The 19933-nt window shown below is 51.8% G+C and carries 13 protein-coding genes; 4 read left to right on the top strand and 9 right to left on the bottom strand.

From position 1 onward, the window contains the following. Window positions 1-3 precede the first annotated feature (3 nt). Window positions 4-1410, top strand: a complete 1407-nt coding sequence (locus tag KTT_RS03330; RefSeq protein WP_126594639.1) for a transposase — start codon at window positions 4-6, stop codon at window positions 1408-1410. Window positions 1411-1800: 390 nt separating this feature from the next. Here the strand turns inward: KTT_RS03330 and KTT_RS03335 are convergent, their stop codons facing one another. Continuing rightward, on the bottom strand, window positions 1801-3084 hold the full coding sequence (locus tag KTT_RS03335) for an MFS transporter (protein WP_126594640.1): 1284 nt from the start codon (window positions 3082-3084) through the stop codon (window positions 1801-1803). A 765-nt stretch (window positions 3085-3849) separates the two neighbouring features. Between KTT_RS03335 and KTT_RS03340 the strand changes: the two genes are divergently transcribed. Next, window positions 3850-4248 carry a response regulator gene (locus tag KTT_RS03340; RefSeq protein WP_126594641.1) on the top strand — a complete coding sequence of 133 codons (399 nt, stop codon included), beginning with the start codon at window positions 3850-3852 and terminating at the stop codon, window positions 4246-4248. A 172-nt stretch (window positions 4249-4420) separates the two neighbouring features. Here KTT_RS03340 and KTT_RS03345 read toward each other — a convergent pair whose 3' ends face one another. Both KTT_RS03345 and KTT_RS03350 read right to left on the bottom strand, forming a co-directional pair. After that, the gene (locus KTT_RS03345; protein ID WP_126594642.1) at window positions 4421-6739 is read right to left on the bottom strand and encodes a transglycosylase domain-containing protein; all 2319 of its coding nucleotides are present in this window, start codon (window positions 6737-6739) and stop codon (window positions 4421-4423) included. A 388-nt stretch (window positions 6740-7127) separates the two neighbouring features. Beyond that, on the bottom strand, window positions 7128-7883 hold the full coding sequence (locus KTT_RS03350) for a DUF72 domain-containing protein (RefSeq protein ID WP_126594643.1): 756 nt from the start codon (window positions 7881-7883) through the stop codon (window positions 7128-7130). 213 nt (window positions 7884-8096) lie between these two features. Between KTT_RS03350 and KTT_RS03355 the strand changes: the two genes are divergently transcribed. Then, on the top strand, window positions 8097-9329 hold the full coding sequence (locus tag KTT_RS03355; protein ID WP_126594644.1) for a hypothetical protein: 1233 nt from the start codon (window positions 8097-8099) through the stop codon (window positions 9327-9329). Window positions 9330-9683: 354 nt separating this feature from the next. Here the strand turns inward: KTT_RS03355 and KTT_RS03360 are convergent, their stop codons facing one another. Next, on the bottom strand, window positions 9684-10562 hold the full coding sequence (locus KTT_RS03360; protein ID WP_160145608.1) for a S53 family peptidase: 879 nt from the start codon (window positions 10560-10562) through the stop codon (window positions 9684-9686). Window positions 10563-10624: 62 nt separating this feature from the next. Beyond that, window positions 10625-10759: a hypothetical protein gene (locus KTT_RS37355; RefSeq protein WP_268904492.1), complete on the bottom strand. Its 135-nt coding sequence runs from the start codon at window positions 10757-10759 to the stop codon at window positions 10625-10627. A 754-nt stretch (window positions 10760-11513) separates the two neighbouring features. Here KTT_RS37355 and KTT_RS03365 point away from each other — a divergent pair. Next, window positions 11514-12149, top strand: coding sequence for an RNA polymerase sigma factor (locus KTT_RS03365; RefSeq protein ID WP_160145609.1), 636 nt, complete (start codon window positions 11514-11516; stop codon window positions 12147-12149). 62 nt (window positions 12150-12211) lie between these two features. On the opposite strand, the gene KTT_RS03370 is transcribed toward KTT_RS03365, so the two are convergent. From KTT_RS03370 to KTT_RS03385, 4 genes are all read right to left on the bottom strand, one after another. Next, entirely contained in the window at window positions 12212-13981 is a 1770-nt protein-coding gene (locus KTT_RS03370; protein WP_126594647.1) for a helix-turn-helix transcriptional regulator, read from the bottom strand. Window positions 13982-14260: 279 nt separating this feature from the next. After that, the gene (locus KTT_RS03375) at window positions 14261-16276 is read right to left on the bottom strand and encodes a hypothetical protein (RefSeq protein ID WP_126594648.1); all 2016 of its coding nucleotides are present in this window, start codon (window positions 16274-16276) and stop codon (window positions 14261-14263) included. Between the two features lie 133 nt (window positions 16277-16409). After that, window positions 16410-17243: a ferritin-like domain-containing protein gene (locus KTT_RS03380; RefSeq protein ID WP_126594649.1), complete on the bottom strand. Its 834-nt coding sequence runs from the start codon at window positions 17241-17243 to the stop codon at window positions 16410-16412. 526 nt (window positions 17244-17769) lie between these two features. Next, on the bottom strand, window positions 17770-19866 hold the full coding sequence (locus tag KTT_RS03385) for a chloride channel protein (protein WP_218030821.1): 2097 nt from the start codon (window positions 19864-19866) through the stop codon (window positions 17770-17772). Between the last annotated feature and the right edge of the window lie 67 nt (window positions 19867-19933).

Consider the following 19933-nt stretch of genomic DNA (forward strand, 5'->3'; position numbering starts at 1 on the left):
TTTATGTCATCTCAGTATCTCACACCGCTTGAGGAGCCACAAGTTCCAGCATATCCCCCTGCCGAGATGGCGCAGGGATTGTACACTGCTCTGGCTCACTTTCTGGCTCCCTTGCTCATGCAAGCCGATAGCCGCATGGACAAACGACTGGTGCGCACGATGGTGCAGACCGTGGCGGTGATCTTGACCTTCCGTGATCGCGTCAATGGCTTGCTCCTTTCGGAAATGGGCGGCTATCTCGAGACGCCCGACAAAGCTCCGGCAGGAACCAAACGCCTGTCTCGGCTGCTGCATTGTCGCAAATGGTCGGCTGAACTGATCCGCTCGTATCTGTGGCATCGAGCCAGCCAACGTCTCACAAGGTGGAAACAGATGGGAAGGGATGTGCTGGCGCTGTGGGATGAGAGTGCGTGGGAGAAGCCAGAAACTATCGCCTCGGACGACCTTGCCCCGGTGCGCTCGAGTAAGGGCGCTCGACTCACCCATATCAAGAAAGGTTACTACACCCCGCCCCGTGGCCCCATCTTTGTGCCGGGCCTCCATTGGTTGGCCGTGGTCCTGGTCGGCAGCGAGCAGCAAGACGACCCGCCTGAACTAGCCAGCATGCGGTGGTGGACCAGCCGTGGGGCGCGCGCTTCCTTCAAACGCGATGAACAAGCCAAACTGTTGCTGCAAGGCGTTCTGCTCTGGGGACGCGAGGTGATGCATGTCTTTGATCAAGGCTTCGCCAGCAGTTTCTGGCTGGGTCTGTTGCTGGCGTTCTCGTTGCGCTTTGTGCTGCGCTGGAAAAAAGATTACCAGCTCGTGGATGCCCAGGGTCAGCGACGTGCAGCCTGGAAAATCACCCGCGGCAAACGAGGATGGCAAGAACGCTGGGTGTGGGATTGCCGTCGTCACCAGTGGGTCATGGGCAGTGTTCTCGCTTGTGCGGTGAGGCATCCCGACCATCCTGAGCAGCCGTTGTGGTTGGTCGTGGCCCGGCGCAAAGGTGGCTTGCCCTGGTATCTGCTCACCGCCGAGTCCATCACCACCGCGGAAGATGCCTGGCGGATTATGTTTGCCTATGCGCGTCGCTGGCAGATCGAACTGACCTGGAAAGAAAACAAGAGCGAATTGGGCTTCCAAAGCCCGCGGCTCTGGGAGTGGGAGACGCGAGAAAAACTGCTGCTGTTGGCGGCGCTGGCCTACGCCTTTCTGCTGAGCCTGCTGGCGCCGTTTTACGAACTCTTACGCCGCTGGCTGTTGCGGCACTACTGTCATCGCACAGGCCGTCATGCCCGGCAAGCACACCAGCCGTTTGCACGGCTGCGCCTGGCCTTGAGTCGGTTGTGGCAACGGATCCCTGCGCGCTGGGAGGAGGTAGCTGGCCGGCCCCGGCCCCAGCCTCGCGTCCAGATCATTATGCTCTGAGGCGGTGTGGAGGTTCCCCACGTGACGAGAGACGCTCTGGTCGGCATCGGCTGACCATGTGGGCGTGTGTCCGGTGTTCATCGGGTACAACACGTCTTGCCAACAGAGGATGCGAATGCGTGCGAAAAGAGCATACCCCTAGGCCCTGTGGAAGCCGCTGGGATGCTGTGGGAGTGGAAAGTCGGTTGACCAGCTCCTTTCTCTTTTTCCGTTTTTTGGCACAGTGGTGCTTTTCAGCGAGCCAAACGGGGAAAGCACGTTGTTCTGCAAGAGAAGAGAAGCGAGCAGTTCTCCTTCAAAAATGGAGAACTGCTCGCTTCTTTCACAAGTTCATCCCTAAAATTTGGGATGTCTCATGTGGTTAAGAACGATACTGTTGCGTGAGCAGCATTAATCACCCTGTGCAGAGCGGTTAGTCAACGCCGTGGAACGGATGTGTACCAGCAAGTAGCTGGTGATGCTTCCGATGACCAGGGCTCCTGCGGTCCAGCTATAGACAATGCTATAACTTGAGCTGGTTAATCCCAGCCCAAAGAGCGGAAAGAGCACGATCATCGCCAGGCTGAACATTCCGGTTTCAAATGAGAGCACCATCGCGCGCTGTGCCTCCGGACTATCTTCGTTCAGGCACGTACTGACAGTGGGATAGAGGATAGCGCTTGCGGCCTGCAGAAATACCAGGAAACCGAACAGGCTAAGCACGGCACCAGGCATTATCATCAATACAACACCGGTGAGTTGACAAAGGACACAGGCCGGGATCAAGACGCGTACTGCCATGCGTCGCATCAAAGCGGGAGCAAGAGCGGTAAACAGACACTGACTCAGGCTGCTGATGGCCATAATAATACCAATACTGCTCAGCGCAAATCCGAGGTTATGAAATTGTAGCTGGACGAAAAAGTAGATGGTGGTGCCACAACTTTCAACCAGGCCAGAAATCAAGATCAGTCCGAGCAGGCGCGGCGAGTGCCAGACTACGCGCAGGCCCTCCTTAAGGTGCAACAAGGGATGTGGACGCTCACACGCTTCTATCTGCTGGGGCTCAGTAACCGCCTTTGGCAGCAGCAGCAAAGGAATGGTCGCCAGCAAGCAGGCGATTGCACGGCAGATAAACGGCCACGTCTGCATTATATTGCCCAGATAGCCGCCCAGCGTGGTACCAATCATCTCGCTGATTACACTGAGCATCAAAGTCACACTCAACAATCTGCTGTAGCGCGCCGGTTGCTGCTGCACATCGCCGGGGGCAGCATAGCTGGTCAGGGACCACAAAACAGCCTCGTTGGCGCCCCCCAGGAAAGCATACGAGATACCAGAGAGCGCGAAGCTGATAAACAGAAATGGCAAGGTTGGCAGCAGGAAGAACAGCGTCTCAATGGCACCCAGCAAACAATAGAGCATCAAGCTTTTGCGCCGTCCCAGCAGGTCCGCGAAGATACCGGTTGGCACCTCGGCCACGAACTTGGCCAGGTGAAAAGTCATCTCCAGCAGACCAATCATAAACGGCGAGTAGCCGTGGGAGGCCAGGTAGATCATCCAGATGGCGCTAGTAAAGAGCAGGCGCATGGTGCCGTTATAGCAGAAAAAAGCGACCAACCAGCGGCGCCAGGGGAAAGGTTGTTGAGCCAGCAGCTCCGATAGCGCGGATGGCTCTATCACAGGTTTGTTCATACTTCATCAGGCCCTTTCAAAACATGAAGTTTAGCGATGGAACGGGAACAGGAGCGACATATTGAGGGCCTGGCGTAAATACCAAACGGAGAAGAGGCGCTGTTCGTCTCTTATATCTTCTGCCTTCGCATAATAGGCGGCATCATTCAAATGGAGAGAACAATACACAGCCACACAGGAAAGAAGATTGTCAGAAAGGAGGGAAATAGCTCCACGCCAAACAGAGCATGCTTATCAAAAGCAAGCATGCACGATGATCAGCGCTACTATTCGCCGCACAAGCATTTCAGCGCCAGGCTGCTTATGCGGCACGCACATGTGTAATGGCTTTATAGGGGTAGTGGTAAGCCAGAAACTGAGCAATCTTGTCTTGCTCGGCACGGCAAATGTATTCATCCTGCATAATGTAATGAGCATACCTGATCCATAAACTGCTGTCAAGCAAAATGCACAAACAAGGTATGTCTCATATGACCAGGCACCCTATTTGTAATCAGTGGCTACAAGCACTGATCCATACGCCAATGAATTGCAGCGTGGTTTCTCTAGCTAATACCAATCTAATACTTATCGCGTTTTACAAAAAGCTAAGCTGTATACATAACGGATAGAGCAAGAATGAAGATGCAGCACTGGCGATTCTACGTCCCTTTGATGCAATTCATGCCAGAAGTCGGATGCAGTGAAGCTCGCGGGGCTTTTGTCGCGTAGTAAGAAAAACGAGAGTTTCTTTGTAGATACTATTGCTAAAAGGATGCAGTTGTTATGTCGCTCGATCATAAAAGTGAACAAACACACGATAATAAAACGATTCTGGTCATTGAAGATGACGGCAGCGTCGGCTCCAGCCTGGTGCAAATTATTGTGGAAGAGACACAGCACCTGGCTTTTTTAGTTACTGATCCAGAACAGGCGCTGAAAGTATTTGAAGATTTACTGCCGGACCTGTTAATCATCGATTATCATCTGCCGCATATGAATGGGATTCAGCTTTACGACTTTTTGCAGCAGCGCCGCGAGTTCCAGCATGTTCCCACCATTATCATCAGCGCAGCATTACCCGAGGGAGAGGTCACAGCACGCCACCTGTTCGCGCTGAATAAGCCATTTGATATCGATGATCTTCTCTCGGCGATCCATGATTTCCTGGATACTCCTGACTAAAGCTTCACCCTTTCGTCATCTCGCCACTGCCCTAAAAGAATTATCCCATGAAAAAGCTGGCATAGCACCTATCGATGTACATAAACCGCACATCTCAATGCCATACCAGCTCTTGTAGGTATGCGCTACCTCTTCTTCGCCTGTGCCCCTGTAGCCAAGGAGAGAAGCGACCCTATCGCTTTAGCACCCAGTCACCATTCTGTTTGACAACGGTCGAGGGCGGTCCCGGGAATTTAATGATTGGCTTGTTCTGGTTCAAGTAGAGCTGAACATCATGCCAGATTGGTCCGGCTCCGTCAACACCAGTCACATTGACCATTTGAGAGTTGTCATTATTACCAGCCCACACACCTACGGTATAGCGGGCAGTATACCCCATGGTCCAGTTATCGACAAACGAGTTAGAGGTGCCGGTCTTAGCGGCAGCCGGAATAACCTTGCCCGGATTACCGGCGTAACACTGCGAGGTACTGCTGGTATAGAGGTAGAGCGAGCTACACGGTCCAAACTCGAGGTTACGAGAAGGATTATCCGAGAGCACGTTCGTGATCATGAAGGCGGCGGCCGGACTCAGGACACGCTTGCCGGTTGTATCTGGCTTGAAAACGGTTTTGCCATTCTGATCAGTTATCTCGGTGATGGCGTGGTAAGGGACGCGCACCCCACCATTAGCAAAAGTGGCATATCCCTGTGTATTGTCAATCAAGCGTAAGCTGAGGGCGCCCAGCACCATAGTGATGTTGGGGGTGCCATAGAAGACATTAGCAGCCTTAGATTGGCTCCCATCGCTAATATTCATCATGTTTTCGGCCGTCTTTAAGGAAGCGTCAATGCCAGCGGTCTGCTCGATCTTAATGGCCGGAATATTTAACGAGTTGTCCAATGCGAGCCGATACGGCATCCAGCCACCATAGGTCATACTATAGTTATGTGGCTGATAAGGAGGCAGACCACAGCACATCGGCACGGTAAGCGGAGCATCCAATACCTTGCTGCCAGGGCTAGCCGTTCCCTGCTCAAACGCCGTCGCATAGACGTATGGCTTAAAAGAGGAACCGGGCTGGCGATAGCCCTGTGTAGCCACGTTAAAGGAACCATATTTGGGATCATTGGGATCGATGTTGCCAACGATGGCACTGACCGCCCCTGTATGCTGGTCCATTACCACCACGGCGGCATTGGTGATATGGTGGGCCGTCATCTGCTGCACATGCAATTTGGCGCTGGCCTGCGCATAGTTCTGCAGCTTCAAATCCAGAGCCGTCTTCACCACCAGTCCAGATCGTGGCAGGTCCGCGGGCTTGACATGCAGATCGTTGGTCAGCTCGCTGAGCACATAGTTAACATAGGTTGAGGCCTGTTCGGGTGGCAGACCTGTACGCTTAATAAAGCCTAGTTTCTGTAGCTCCTTAATAGCATCAGCCTTTTGCTGCCCGGTTATATAGCCTTGAACATACATCTGCTGCAATACCTGCAGGGTGCGACTATAGCTATTGCGCGGATAGGCGATGGGATTGCGCAGTTCTGGATTACTGGGGATGCCGGCCAGGGTTGCAGCCTGCGCGATATCCAGTTGCTGTGCCGCTGTCTGCGTGGGTGTATCTTTCAAGCCAAAGTAGCGGGTGGCCGCCGCTTCGGCCCCATAGACCATATTGCCATAATAGATAGTATTGAGATACATCCCCATAATTTGTTCTTTGGTATAATGCCGCGTTACTTCGGGCGCCAGAATAACCTCCTGCAATTTACGCAGGGCTGTATCTTTGTTACCGACGATCGTGTTCTTCACCAATTGTTGCGTTATCGTACTACCACCAGCCACTACCCCATGAGCGGTCAGGTCAGCAATGGCTGCTCGCACAATACCGGTAATGTCAAAACCGCTATTTTTCCAGAAATTCTGATCTTCGATCGCAACTTCAGCATTCACCAGATTCTTCGAAATCTTGTTTAGCGGTAGCGTTGTCTGGACACCATCATCAGCTCGCTGAAAAAGCAGGTTGTTCTGCGAGTCATATACTTTTAAGTTGTCTTTGGGTAACATGTCTTGCAGGGTTAAGATGCTGCCATGATACTGCTTATTAACGGCATTGGAGAAGCTCACGTAGGAAACAAAAATGATCACGACCACCAGCAGAACAGAGAGCCCGCTAACGATGACCGAAAGCATGGTGCGCGTCGTATTGCGCGCCCTGGTTTCCACCTGTGTATTGGTACCACGTAACGATTTACGCTTAAAATAGCGCTTGGTATGCCAGCCAGCTTCATGTACACGCTTGTGTGAAGCCTCATACATAACTCCTGGAGTTGGCGGCTCTGGTGCTTCGCCCAGGCGCTGGGCAACGGCAGCCTGGCTATAAGCGGGGAGCTTCATGGGTCGGCGTTGAGGGGAAGATGTCCCTTCAGTCTGCGGAACCATTGGAAGTGTATTCTTTTCTTCTTCTTCTTCTTCTGGCTTCGGGGTGTTCCCGGGGCGCATTCCGGTTGCCATATTACTCTGTCTTTCTAGCTTAATAGAAGTTCTTATTCTAAGAAAAACTATGGTGTACAGAAAAAAGTTTCGATTGATATAATAAGTTCTAGTAAGCAATCTGGGTAGAGAAACGCATGGCAATTGAGCTAATAAGGAGGCAAATATGATGATAAAGATGCTCTATGCCTGATGTTGCGTTTACCAGATTCCCTGGTTTTTATACTCTCCAGCCATAAGTATACCAGAGAAATATCGCAATCTCCGCATATACCACTTTTATACCAGCCAAATAGGACTTTTTATATCCTTACGCAACCATCATGGAAATGGTGACAGGGGCATAATACTGCCTATCCGCTTTTTCGCTTATCTCTGGTACCTCACCAGGCATGACACGCAATGGTGTTCAGCCAGGCTGGACGGCCTGTGATCCAACCAGTTCACGCAGGCGCAGGGCGTTGTAGATAGCATAAGCATCTGGATCATTATTGAAATAGGCATAAACATCGCGCCCCTGCTTTGACGCATCTTTTAAGCGCCGGGCCCAAAACGTTAATTCTTCTTCGCTAAGTCCAATCCCATGGGCCCCATGATGGAAACGGACATAGGTAAATGGACCAACAACAGGCAGATCAAGGGGAGTAGGAAGAGAGCCGCCAACGCTCTGCACCAGCGCAAACCCGGCGTCATGGAGAATCTGTGCCAGGCGAGGAAAATGCTCCGACTGCAACCAGCTGGGATCACGGAACTCAAAAGCTGCCCGATGATGAGAGGGCAATTGCCGCACGAAGTCCGCCAATCGCTCCAGGTTTACATGCCAGCGTGGGGGCAATTGATAGAGAAAAGGTCCCAGGCGCTCCTGCAATCCTTCCGCGGCGGTAATGAGACGCTGAATACCCTCCGCGGGATCGTTGAGCTTCTTCATATGCGTCAGGTAGCGGCTCCCTTTGACGGCAAATACAAAATCTGGATGATCCTCGGTCTGCTGGTATAAGGCGGCGAATTGCTCACGCGTTGGTAGCCGATAGAAACTCCGATTGAACTCGACGGTCGGAAAACGCTGAGCATAGTAGGCCAGCTGAGCGCGCTCAGGCAGCTTTTTGGGATAGAAACGCTCCATCCAATGCGGATAGACCCAACCCGAAGTCCCGATCCAGATCATATACCACCTCACGTATTTCAATCAAACGCCATCAAAAAAAACCAGGCCCGATGAAGATATAAAACGTTCACTTATTGTGAATACGCATACACGAACAAATTCGCTACCAGGCTCCCCACTGCTATTCTCTTCCTAACCACACTATGCTACTATTGGCACAACATCCCCCAATGTTTGATTATTGAGCTTTTTATAGAATAGGGGACCGTCTGAATGAGCGAATATCAGCGTTACGAATTCATGACCATTGACCAGCCTCTGACAAGAGCGCAGCTGGATGAGGTCGAGAACCTTTCCAGCCATATTGAGGCCAACTCTACCTCCGCCTTTATTGAGTATAACTGGGGAGATTTCAAGCATAATCCCATCAAAGTTTTGCATAAATACTTCGATGGTTTTCTCTATTGGGCAAACTGGGGATCGCCCAGGTTCGCCCTGCGCTTTCCCCACGGCGTCTTACCCGATGATCTGTTGCACGACTACCGTTGTGGTAAAAATGTCACATTCACACGGCACGAGGATTACGATATTCTGCATTTCAACTTCGAGGAGCTAGAAGCCCCGGATGAATGGATAGAATACGACCTGGCCGGTCTCATTTCTATCCGCGAAGAACTCATAAACGGTGATTTGCGATCTCTCTATATCGGCTGGTTAGCCAGCCAGCCATTGCTCGATGAAGACAGCTATGATGATAGCGAGGAAGACGAGTGGGATGAGGAGGATGAGTGGGATGAGGAGGATGAGAAGGAGGATAATTCTAACCAACAGGAGGAGCCAGATCAACAGGAACCACGTAAGGCGGCTGAAGTGCCCCCCAACTTTAAGAAGTTGACCGCGGCGCAAACGACCCTGGCGAACCTGCTACAGGTACCCCTAGAGATACTGGCAGCTGCCGCAGTGCACAGCAGGGATGTAAGCAAGACAGGAGCCAGCGATGATTTCGCGGCCTGGATTGACTTACTGCCCCAGGAACGCCAGAAAGACTACCTGCTGCGCCTGGCTCACAACGAGCCCGGACTGCATCTACGTCTGACCGAAGAGCTACGCACGTTGGGGCAGCCCGACACACAAGGGTCAACCAGCGCAAATGCGGAGATCCCTTACGCTACCCTCCTTGCCGAGAGCAAGGAGATCAGGGCCAGGCATGAGCGAGCGAAACGCGAGAAACTGGAGCGAGAACGCCATCAACGCTTACGAAACATTCAGGAACACCAGAGCGATTACTGGCTTCAGGTAGACCAGGCGGCACAGAGTAAAAATGCTGCGCGTTACGACGAAGCAGTCAGGATATTAAGAGACCTGCGAGAAGCCGCCAGATACTTCGACCAGAGCGACGAATTTCAGCAACGCTTCCGCAAATGGTTGCTGCCATATTTACAATTACGCCGTCCCGGGCTCATGCAACGCCTGCGGGCTAATGGTTTTCCAATTTCCGAATCCTGACCACAAAGAGCATTAGACTCTCATGACCATTGCCTGCGGCCTGTACGAGATTTCACACCTGCAATGCTCATAACACAGCTGACCCATAAGAACGTGTCTTACACTCATGATCATCGCCTGCGGCACTCCTGAATTTTCGCACCTCCGGTGCTCACGAGTCCGTTGTGTGTTGGTGCATCGGGTGCGCGGATGCGCACCCGATGCACCAACACACAAAACCAGCGCGGCTGCGTAGCGGACGCGTATGCGGGGGCGCTCACGTACCACCATGGTGACGGGAATCAGACACACTCGACAATAAACGGGGATGGGTGGCATCGAGCCACCCATCCCCGTTTATTGTCGAACGCTATGCTAGGGCATAGCATTGACGTCTTTAACGAAGTTTTTGGGCGTGCCCAGACCAGTGATATAGTCATAACCGGGTTGGGCTGTACACTGGAAGCCACAGCTACCATTGCTACCGCTGGTAATGTCGCGGAAGGCATCTGGATGCTGCTTGGCTACGCTATAGATCAGATCTGGCGTGAGCTGCTTGTTCACCAGAGCGGCGATACCGGTCCAGATTGGGGCAGCTACGCTGGTACCAACCATGCCGTTCCAGCGGCCCTGATAGAAGATGGACATATGTGTTCCGGAGACCGCGGCCACATCAGGTACCGCGCGCTTACCGTTGGCCTGGGGAACGCCATAGGCTTTCTGACCAGCAGGCTCTGCATAGGTCGTTGAACCACCACCAGAACCGCTCCAGGCGGTCTCGACGCCATGGTTAAGGACAGTACCACCAACAGCGATCACCCCTGGATAGCTGGCGGGAAAGGAACCTGGTACGTGACCATTATCACCACTGGCAGCGATGAGCGCAACATGGTTAGGATTGTTCGCATACAGCGACGCAAACTGCGAGGCAGTGTTGCGATCAAAACCATAGCTCATGTTGATAGCCTTAAGGCCGGGAGTTTTGATGATCTCCGATGGTCCTGTCGCCAGGGCGTTGCTGCTCTTCTGCACGTTGTAAAGCAACAGCTTTGCCTTTGGCGCCACAGCGTGGATCGTCTCAATGTCCAGGGTACCCTCAGCCTGGTCCGCTCCCGGAGAGATGGTCTGGCCGCCCTGATATTTGATGGTCAGACAGCCACTGGCAACGGTACACTGTGGTAGACCAAATTTTGTGCTATATGCAGCCAGGTCAGATTCAATGGTCGGAAGGCCGCCGTCAATAACAACGGCCACCAGTTGGCCTGCACCACCATTTGCACCGGGTAAATTATATTGCTTCCAGAGATCCTGCGGTGTTAAATAACCGGCGATAGGAGCACTACTGGCACCTGGACCTCCTGGACCTCCTGGACCTCCTGGACCTCCTGGACCCCCTGGGCCTCCTGGACCCCCTGGGCCTCCTGGACCCCCTGGGCCTCCTGGACCACCACCTCTAAAACCTCCTGGGCCAGCCATGTGCTGAAAATTAGAATTGGTAGGCACCCTACTGCTTAGTCTGGAGTAGAGAAAAGTAGAGCTCAGCAATACGATCGTAACCAGCGCAAGTAGAAGGAAGCGAACAGAAAGTTGCCCGTTCCCTTCATATTGAGCTGAATAAGCGCTCTGTCTAACGGTATCGTAGGTGTTTGGGGGAGTTTTCATCGTCAATCGGTTGTCCTGACGTAATTGAAACATGATAACCTCTTGTACATACTAGTGATACTCCTCCTCGCCCGTGTAACCATCCTAAGTCAGTATGGCTCGGAGAACTCAAAGCTTAAAGTCGCTATATCAGTCACTCACATATGTTGAATGGCTGCTATCGCCCTCACAGTAAGCACTCTACAGATGCCGGCTTCATCTTGAAACAAACAGTTTATACTCTGCTTGCTTACTGTTGTGAACAAGCATAACATGGATCAGATTGATACATATTGATACACAAATAAACGTAGCCCAAATGGGCTAATAGTTGAGTGATAAGCATGGGGCAGAATATACCTGGTACAACAGCAGTTTGTATTTGGTGCAAAAAGAGGAGAGTCCCTTATAGTTTTCTTATTTCATTAGATTTCCCTTAAAATTTATCTGAAATGCAGATTTTCCATGGAATTCCATAGAAAAATAAGTTACGCTACACATCATAAGGTTAAAAAACACATGTACTGTGTTTTCTGTGATGATAGTAAGAGGACGAAAGATATTATGATTCAGCAGCAATCACCTATAGGTAGAGAAACAGCACGGGAAATCCCTTCGCACGAAAGCCTGCTCGCGCTGCAAGTGCTTTCCGGCGATCAGGAGGCATTTGCGCATTTTGTGAAATATTATAGTGGCCCACTATACAACTATATTTATCATGTTTTGCAGGATGCAGAGCTATCAGCCGATATATTGCAAAATGTATTTACGCGCTTCTATACGTTTCTTCCGCAGATGAATCTAGATAAACCCTTCAAGCCATGGCTCTTTCAAGTCGCCCATAACTTCTGCATAGACGAAATCCGTAGTAAACGCCGGCGCATGACGCAGACTTTTTCTACCCTGATCATCATGGATGAGGAGGCGCACACGGAAGGGCTTCTGGATATTGAAGATCCCCACTCAAGCATTGAAGAGATATGTGAACGGCATGATATACAAACTTCAATACGCAGGGCGCTCAAGGCGCTCTCATTAAAAGCTCGCAATGTGGTTATCTTGCGCTGCACCTCCAATATGACATTTTCACAAATCGGCAAAGCACTCGATATGCCGGAACAAACGGCAAAGACCTATTTCTGTCGTGCAAGAAAAATACTGCGTCAGGAATTGATGAAAGACGGGATTATTGATGAGTAGATCGCGGGGCAGCGACTATCCCATGCAGGCCTAAAAAACGCAGCAGTTCTTTCATCCCGCGCTTACTGAGCAATAGCCTCAAGAAGAGAAGACATAAACACACCTGGGAAGCTGGCAAAGGCTTTTTTCACCATGAGCAAGGCCTGCGTCGCTATTGCCTGGTTATTCTGTACGCTATGCATGCGTTGTTCAAGGATAGTAGCATAACGCAGATAAAGCCGCAGTAAGTAACTGGCGTCCAGATCCTGGTTGGGTACTATACGCGAGGCGGTAGTGAGAGCCACGTGGAAACAATGATCCGCCAGGTCGAAACGTTTGAGCTGATCACTGCTCTTCCCGTCTACTTCAGCCAGGGCGATTTCTTCGGCCAGGATGCCAAAGGCAAAACATATATCCGCTAATGTAGCTGTATCATCGGTCAGGGAGTCCTTTATATGCTCAAAGGTCTGTGCCAGATCAAATGACCGGTTACAGTCTTGCACGTCATTGTCGGATATGTGCGCGCAACACCGAATGACATCCCAGGCAACATCGGGATCATTGAGGAAGCACAATACCCACTCACACATACAGACGGCCAGCCGTCTCTCTTTATCCGCAATACTGCTGTGTTTATTCAAGCGAGCAAGCATAGCACGCCATGCCGTGACATGTATAAGATAAGCCAGAGCGGTGGTAGCGGTCTGACGCATATCGGCAGGAAATTCGGCTTTCGCTTCGTAGCGCTCCATCAATTTCAGAAAAATCTTGCGGCATTGCTCATATGCATCATCAAGCGGCCGCGAGGGAATGGACGAGCCAACACTATGTTCATTGCTAAGAAGGATACCCGCAAAGACGGAAGCATTCCAGTAGCCCCAGTCGATCAGGATCATCGTCTGCATCAGGCGAGCATGCATCTCACCCACTATATCGCTGCTGATCTGATACAAGCTACAGCTCTGAGATAGATAGGTTACTGCCTGATGGAAACCCTGCTCGATCTCAGCGGTCGATAAGTCTTTCTCGGCCTCCAATCGATGGGGAGAAGCTTGAGGTAAAGCCGCATAGATACAATAACCCCATCCAAGATAGAGCTTACCAGCACTGGCGAGATTACTGGTGGACTGCAGATACCGATTTGCTTCCTCAAAATAGAGGCAGGCTTTAACATGGTAGCTCAGAGCCCGGCAATCATCACCACAACGATATGCCACCTGTTGCAGTAAATCCTCATTGGCAGGGTTATGCTCTTTCAGCAAGGTCAGGGCACGCTGGTGATAGCGCAGTGCGCTGATATAGTCATACTCGCGGGCATAATTGTTTCCCAGAACATTGCTGATAAAAGGATGGTAGTCGGAGGTAGCTAACGCCAGCGCTTGCTCCAGTGGCGCGCGCGCCCTGGCAAATTCACCATCCTCTTGTAGAACAAGGCCATTTAAGAAAAGGAGCCTGGCCTGCCGCTCCTGCCAGGTCAATCCTTGTGAAGATGAGAAAAGAGAAGAACTTCTCAATTGCGTGGGAAGCGAAAAAGGGATCTTCTGCTGACCTTTAAGGACCATATCCAGTAGAGAGATAATTTCTTGATCATCTTCTTCCTGCTGCACAGGGGAAACAGGTTGTGGGAAGTATTGATTTTTCGTCTCCGCGTCCTGTAAGTGCCTCTCAAAATCCTCTGGCGCTTGCTCCAATTTTTCTGCAAAGTGTAACAAAGCACTGTGCGACGGAATAATACTATTGCGCTCAACTGCGCTGACATACGATTTGGAAAACTGGTCAGCCCCTAACTCACTCTGAGTGAGGCCTTGCTGACGGCGCAACAGGCGAAGATATTCGCCAAAGGATTGTCGCATTAAAAACACCTCTTTCAGCGGCGTTGTTTACATCTTCATGTATCAGAAAAGCTTATTTCTATATATTGAGCATTTTAAGTAACATGTTAAAGCAACTAGAAATGTAGTATACGCAGTTCTTTCGGAGCCGTCAAGAAAGTGAAAGAAACACAGAATTTTCATTAATGGCTATCTGTCAGGTGTTCTGATACTATAAAATGATCGCCTGGCTCATGGTAAACCAGGCGATCAAGCTCTGGTGGAGATTTGCCTCCACACTACGCGAGCTAGAGATGAAAGCTAATAATGATGCTTTTTGTGGTGCGTCTGGGTACCCTGACCACCATTCGTGTTCTGGTTACCCGAATTTGTAACCGGGGCACAGGTAGCCGCGGTTGACATAGCGGCAGGAGTCGTGCCTGCCACAGGAGTTGTTCCCGCTACTGGCGTCGCGCCCGCCGCTGGATTAGCTGGAGTGCAGGCGGTGGCTACTGTTCCCAGTGTCGCCGTTCCGGTGGTGCCATTGGCGGTCACCGAGCCACAGCCAACCACCATGTTGTTCTGGGCCGGATCGGTTACAGTAAAAAACCAGTTATTGGGGATAGCCTGTATCCCCTGTAAATTGTTGATCACCGTGTTAGCCATGTTCTGGCTGTTGCCATTGGTGTTTTCCTGCTGCGTAAAGATAGGCGTACCTGTGCAGCTGTTGGTCGCGACATTCACGTTAATTAACTGATTGGGATGGTTTGGATAGGTAATATTCAATGCGACAGGCGCATTACCAGCGGCCGTGTCTAAATTGATGGTTGCTCCACCGGTTGCGATCTGCTGAACACCACCAGCGCCTGTGTTGCCGTTTCCATTACCGGTATTACCATTTCCGTTAGCCGGGAGCGGTTTGACGGTGATGGTAGCAGCCGTTACCACGCCATTACCATTCGTGGTGAGCGCGACAGGATTCTGAATGTTCAATGCACCAACGCAATTGAGTCCACCCGCACCCAGTGTCGTATTCAGGCGGTTAGCCAGGAAGGTGAACAGGCTATTAGCCATGGCGCCACCATCAGGCGATGGCACATTCTGGAAGTTCTGCATATCCAGATTCAAGCGTGGCAGCGCAACATTGACGATATTCTGGCAGTAAGTGGTTGTGCTGGCATCGTTAAGGGTCGCGGCGGGATTCTGATCGACGCCCGCCCGATAAGCATTGATCTTATTCAGGTTGGTTTGACCATTGGCGAGCACGAAGTCATCCATGGAAGGGATTAGCGCAACAGGAGGTTGCTGCTGAGCGGCGGCCTGCAACTCGTCAGTGGGCAGGGTAGCCGTCGGAGTACCTGGATTTACCTGGTCAGGAATGGTAAACGGTGTACAGCCAAGGGCCGGGTCAAGGATCTTGGAGACCAGCGCGTTATCGCTGGGATTACCCAGAGTGGTTGCGCCTTGCAGTTTGGCCTGGTTGGCAGCATTTAACTGGGCAATCTGGCCATTGGCCGTAGCAAGATACTGAGTCTGCACATTGTCGCTCTGGTCCATATCAACGATACCGAAATCGCGGGTCGAAGGACAGGTCATGCCATCTTTGGCCATACCCAGCGCTGGAATCGTGATCTTTCCTGCGGCGATCAGCTGATTCGCCGTCTGAAAGAAGTTGACCGCGTTACAATAGCCGAACTGCCCAAAGGGTGAGTTGGCGAGACCATTCACACAGTTACCCGTATTCATACCAGGTCCGGCCACCTGCATCTGTCCCTGTTGGGCGACATTCTGGGCCTGGGCCTGGGTCTGCTGCTGATTCTGGGCAGCATTGGCATTCGCCTGCTGGGCGGCTGCGTTCGTATTCTGGGTCGCGGCATTGTTGTTCTGGGCGGCCGCCTTAGCATTGTTCTGCAGTGTCAAAACGGTTCCGTTATCACCAAACCAGATGCCCACGACCGCCCCGGCCGGTAGCTGAGGCGCGACCGGCGCTACAGCTGGCTGCGTCCCCTGGTCGACAACCACTGGCTCATAGGCAGACATCTGCCCGGTCTGCGGATCCAGGATCACCGCCTGCACAAAGGCGGCCTGATTGACGTTGGCTTCATGACAGGCGCCCTGAGCCGGATTGGTAGCGACGAGCTGATAGGGGGTTGCCAGTCCCTGTGCCGTTAACGGGTTAGCAGGAATTATCAATGTACAGTTCATATTAACCGCTGCGGCCGCGTGTGACGCCAGGCGCGGTATGATAACAAATACACTGACGCCAATAAGCATGACAATCGCTGTAACTGCGGCTCCGATGAGCATCAAAGGCGAAAAACGTTTCTGCTTGCGCATGCTCGCAGAACTTCTTAACATTTTTGCCGGATCGCGTGGTTTCGTCAACATATGCTTTTTAACCTCTTCAGTAACTTGCGCGGCTTATAACCTGACAAGCCGCCTTCACTTCATGATCTCTTGTCGTCAACCGCTAAAACTTCAGGTGCGCTGCCGGGGTAGCGTTGGTAATTGGTGGTGTGGTGGTCGTTGTCGACGGCACTACGGTAGGCATCGTCATGGTTACACCCGCTCCCGTAGTGGAGACGGCGTGGAATTCAAAGGTGTTGTCTTTGCGAGGCGAAAGGTATCCCGCCCCCTTGAGGAACGCGGGCGCGGCGGCAACATTCTTGAGCAACAATGGTGGGAATGCCTCGTTATCGATCGGCAGCATGGCTCCGATGAGCCGCCCTACTACGCGATGCTCAGACTCAATCGCGGCCAGCTGCGCGGCTACCTGCGCCAGGTCTGGCCGCCCCAACATCGCCAGCTCTTTTACCGCAGCCAGGTATGCAGCCACGAAAGCCGATTCCAACTGCTGCTGCGTCTTGAGGAAGAGCTCAAGATTTTTAAAGGTGTCGCGACCGAAGGGGAAGCTGAAGTTCTTAGCCGCGGACTTTGCTCCCTGCTTGTTCAAAAATAGGAGATGGAGCTGTTCCTCGACCAGGGTGGCTTTGAGATTGATACGCGTGGCCTCCTTCAGTCCTAATTTATCAGCATGGGAAAGGACCAGTGAATAGAAAGTCACAGCCAGGGTTTCGGCCGTTGCTGCAATGTTCAGGATGGCTGTAATGGCCTGATTATTGGCTACCGGTGTCGCCTGATTAGGAGCAGCGGCATGCGCACCCTGGCTGGGCTGCTCGGTAAATAGTACGCCTGCTCCAACTGCACCACCAGCAACGGCCAGTCCTGTTACTCCAACAAAGGCGCCTTTCAAGGCGGAACGGCGCGAGTGGTTGCGCGTTGGCATATTCAAACCTGGTTTCATGATTCTTAATCCTTTCTTTACCTGAAGAACTATTACTTTCTGTCATTGAGAGCAGAAATGTTAAACATAGTCTGACAGCCTGTTTTCCAGTCATCCTTGCCATATTCACTGATGCCATGAACGTTGTCCACTGGCCTCTGTGCCAGGCTGCACCAGGTCACCATCGCGTGACTTTTAAGAAGCATAACATACGTAAAAGATCTCTACTATCAGAGAATGCAAGTACCCATATTAAAGTACTAATATGGTATTGAGAAAAATTAACCGCTTTAAATTATTTTAGGGGTAATAGTACTAGAGAAGAAGGGTATAGTAAAAATATGGCTCTTTAAACGTGAAGGGAATATCACATCCATTATGGGATCGATATGGCGGCGGCGAGAGGACATTATCGATGTGAAGTGGGTAATGTAGTACTATTTCTACTGTGCATAAAAATGGCGCGGTGGTCTATGCCGCTACTTCAGTAGCATAACATATTTCACCGCGCCTGTACGGATGATTAAGATATCATTAACCGGTTTGCTCAGGATGTGGCAAGGACAGGGGTACGATTGGCCAGATAGTTCTGAAGCAACTCTTCCCCCTGAGGACTTACCAGAAACGTGACGGTATCACCAGCCTGAATCACGCTGCTCCCACGTGGAAAGATTAATTCGCCATTGCGTCGGATCGACACAATCAGACATTCGGAAGGGAGATGGGCGTCGCGCAACGGTTTGTTTACCAGAGGGGCATGTTCCTCTATTTTCGCCTCTAACATGACCGTACCCTCTACCACCCCACGCATGCGGCGAGAGTCCTTGGCCAGCGTCCGCCGATATATCTGCGCGATGCTGGCGGCTGAGAGGATACCAAGAATCTTGCGCGCCGGCGATAGTGGATCACTATCAACAACAGGAGCCCAGCTCACGCGGGCACTGGTTAATTGCTCCAATGCTTCATCAAGGGTAGCATAGGAATCGAGCGTGACAACATTCGTATTCATAATCTCTTTCAGGGATTTGTCCGCACGCTGGTTCGCTGGCAGGCGTTGGATATCCGTAATGGTTACGACACCCCGTAAATTGCCATCATGATCAACCACAGGGGCACCGCTAACAACACCGTCCGCCAGCGCCTTTTCAGCATCGGCTACCGTTTGAGAGGTTAAGAAGCATTGCTTTAACGGAGTCATCGCCTGGTGTACAGACAGGGTGGACAGCAGTGGAAATGACATCTGCAAGCGGTGCGCCGGCGAATCAGCTTTGGTATTGACCTGGCTACTATAGATGGTATCTTTTCCAACTAAGATTGATGAGATACTGACCGCGATCATGGCTGGAGCGAGCAGCGAAAGGTTGCCAGTCATCTCAGCAACCATGAGCATAATGGCCAGGGGCGCATGCGCGATCCCCCCGAAGAGGGCCATCATCGCCACAATCACAAAGGGTCCTGGAATAGCCGGTACCCCGGGCAGGACATGGTAGCTAAGACGCCATACGGCGGCGCCCACCATGCCTCCGATCACCATACCGGGACCAAAGATACCGCCAGATCCGCCAGATCCTACCGTGAGTCCAGTGGTGAGGATCTTCACAAATGGGAGCAACAGGATGATCCAGATGGGCAATGAGAGCAGGCCAGTTCCCATGCTAACCTGAACCCAGCCATATCCCATGCCAATCGCCTGCGGAATAACCAGGCCAATCAGGCCAACAAGCAAACCACCAATGCCTGGCTTCACCCAGTTTGGCAACGGCAGATGATGAAATTGATGGGTAAGGCCATAGAAGCCACGCGCATAAAGACGACCAATAAATCCACACAGAATACCAATTACCACATAATAGAGTAGCTGTGGTGGCGAGCTGAACGCGAGATCTCTAGGCACCGAAAAGATTGTGTGCCAGCCAGAATAAGCGCCAAATATGCTATAGCCAACAATCGAGGCGATCAGCGCGGGCATGATAGCTTCCACCTCAAGATCGTCTTTATACAGGATCTCGGCGGCGAGGATAGCGCCTCCTAGAGGCGCGCTAAAGATAGCGCCAATACCAGAACCCATACCAGTTGCCAGCGCGATGCGCCGATCCTGAGCGTCCAGGTGCAGCACATTAGCCATAATCGAGCCGAAGCCCGCGCTGATCTGGGCGGCCGGTCCTTCACGTCCAGCAGAACCACCCGTGCCAATGGTAATGGCCGATGCCACCAGCTTGATGAGAGGAATGCGCGCCCTGATCGAGGTGCCTTCATGAAAGGCTTTAATCGCAGCGTCCGTACCATGTCCCTCAGCCTCAGGTGCCCAGGTAAATACAATAAAACCAGCCACCAATCCACCCAGCGTCGTGACAACGGGCAACAGCCAGGGGCGCGCCGAGCTCCAGAAAGACATGATAGTCGTTGGCCCCTCACCCGCTGGGCTGGGCTGTACATAGCCAACCAGTTCTTCGATAAACCAGTGGTTGGCATAATGGATCGCGGTATAAAACACGATAGCCCCTATCCCGGCAACGATTCCGATGAGAGTACTTAAGACCAACCACTTCAAAAGATAGCGAGGACTTTCAAAGCTGCGATGCAGACGATTAAAACGAAATAAGCGCCGCACCAGGCCGGCATTCCCGGCCGATTCTGAAACCATAAGTTATACTCCATATATGTTCATTTTGATAAAGTAAGCAGAGTATTAATCCCATGTTTAATGAATG

The sequence above is a fragment of the Dictyobacter aurantiacus genome (assembly GCF_003967515.1).
In the GTDB taxonomy this organism is placed as follows: Bacteria; Chloroflexota; Ktedonobacteria; order Ktedonobacterales; family Ktedonobacteraceae; genus Dictyobacter; species Dictyobacter aurantiacus.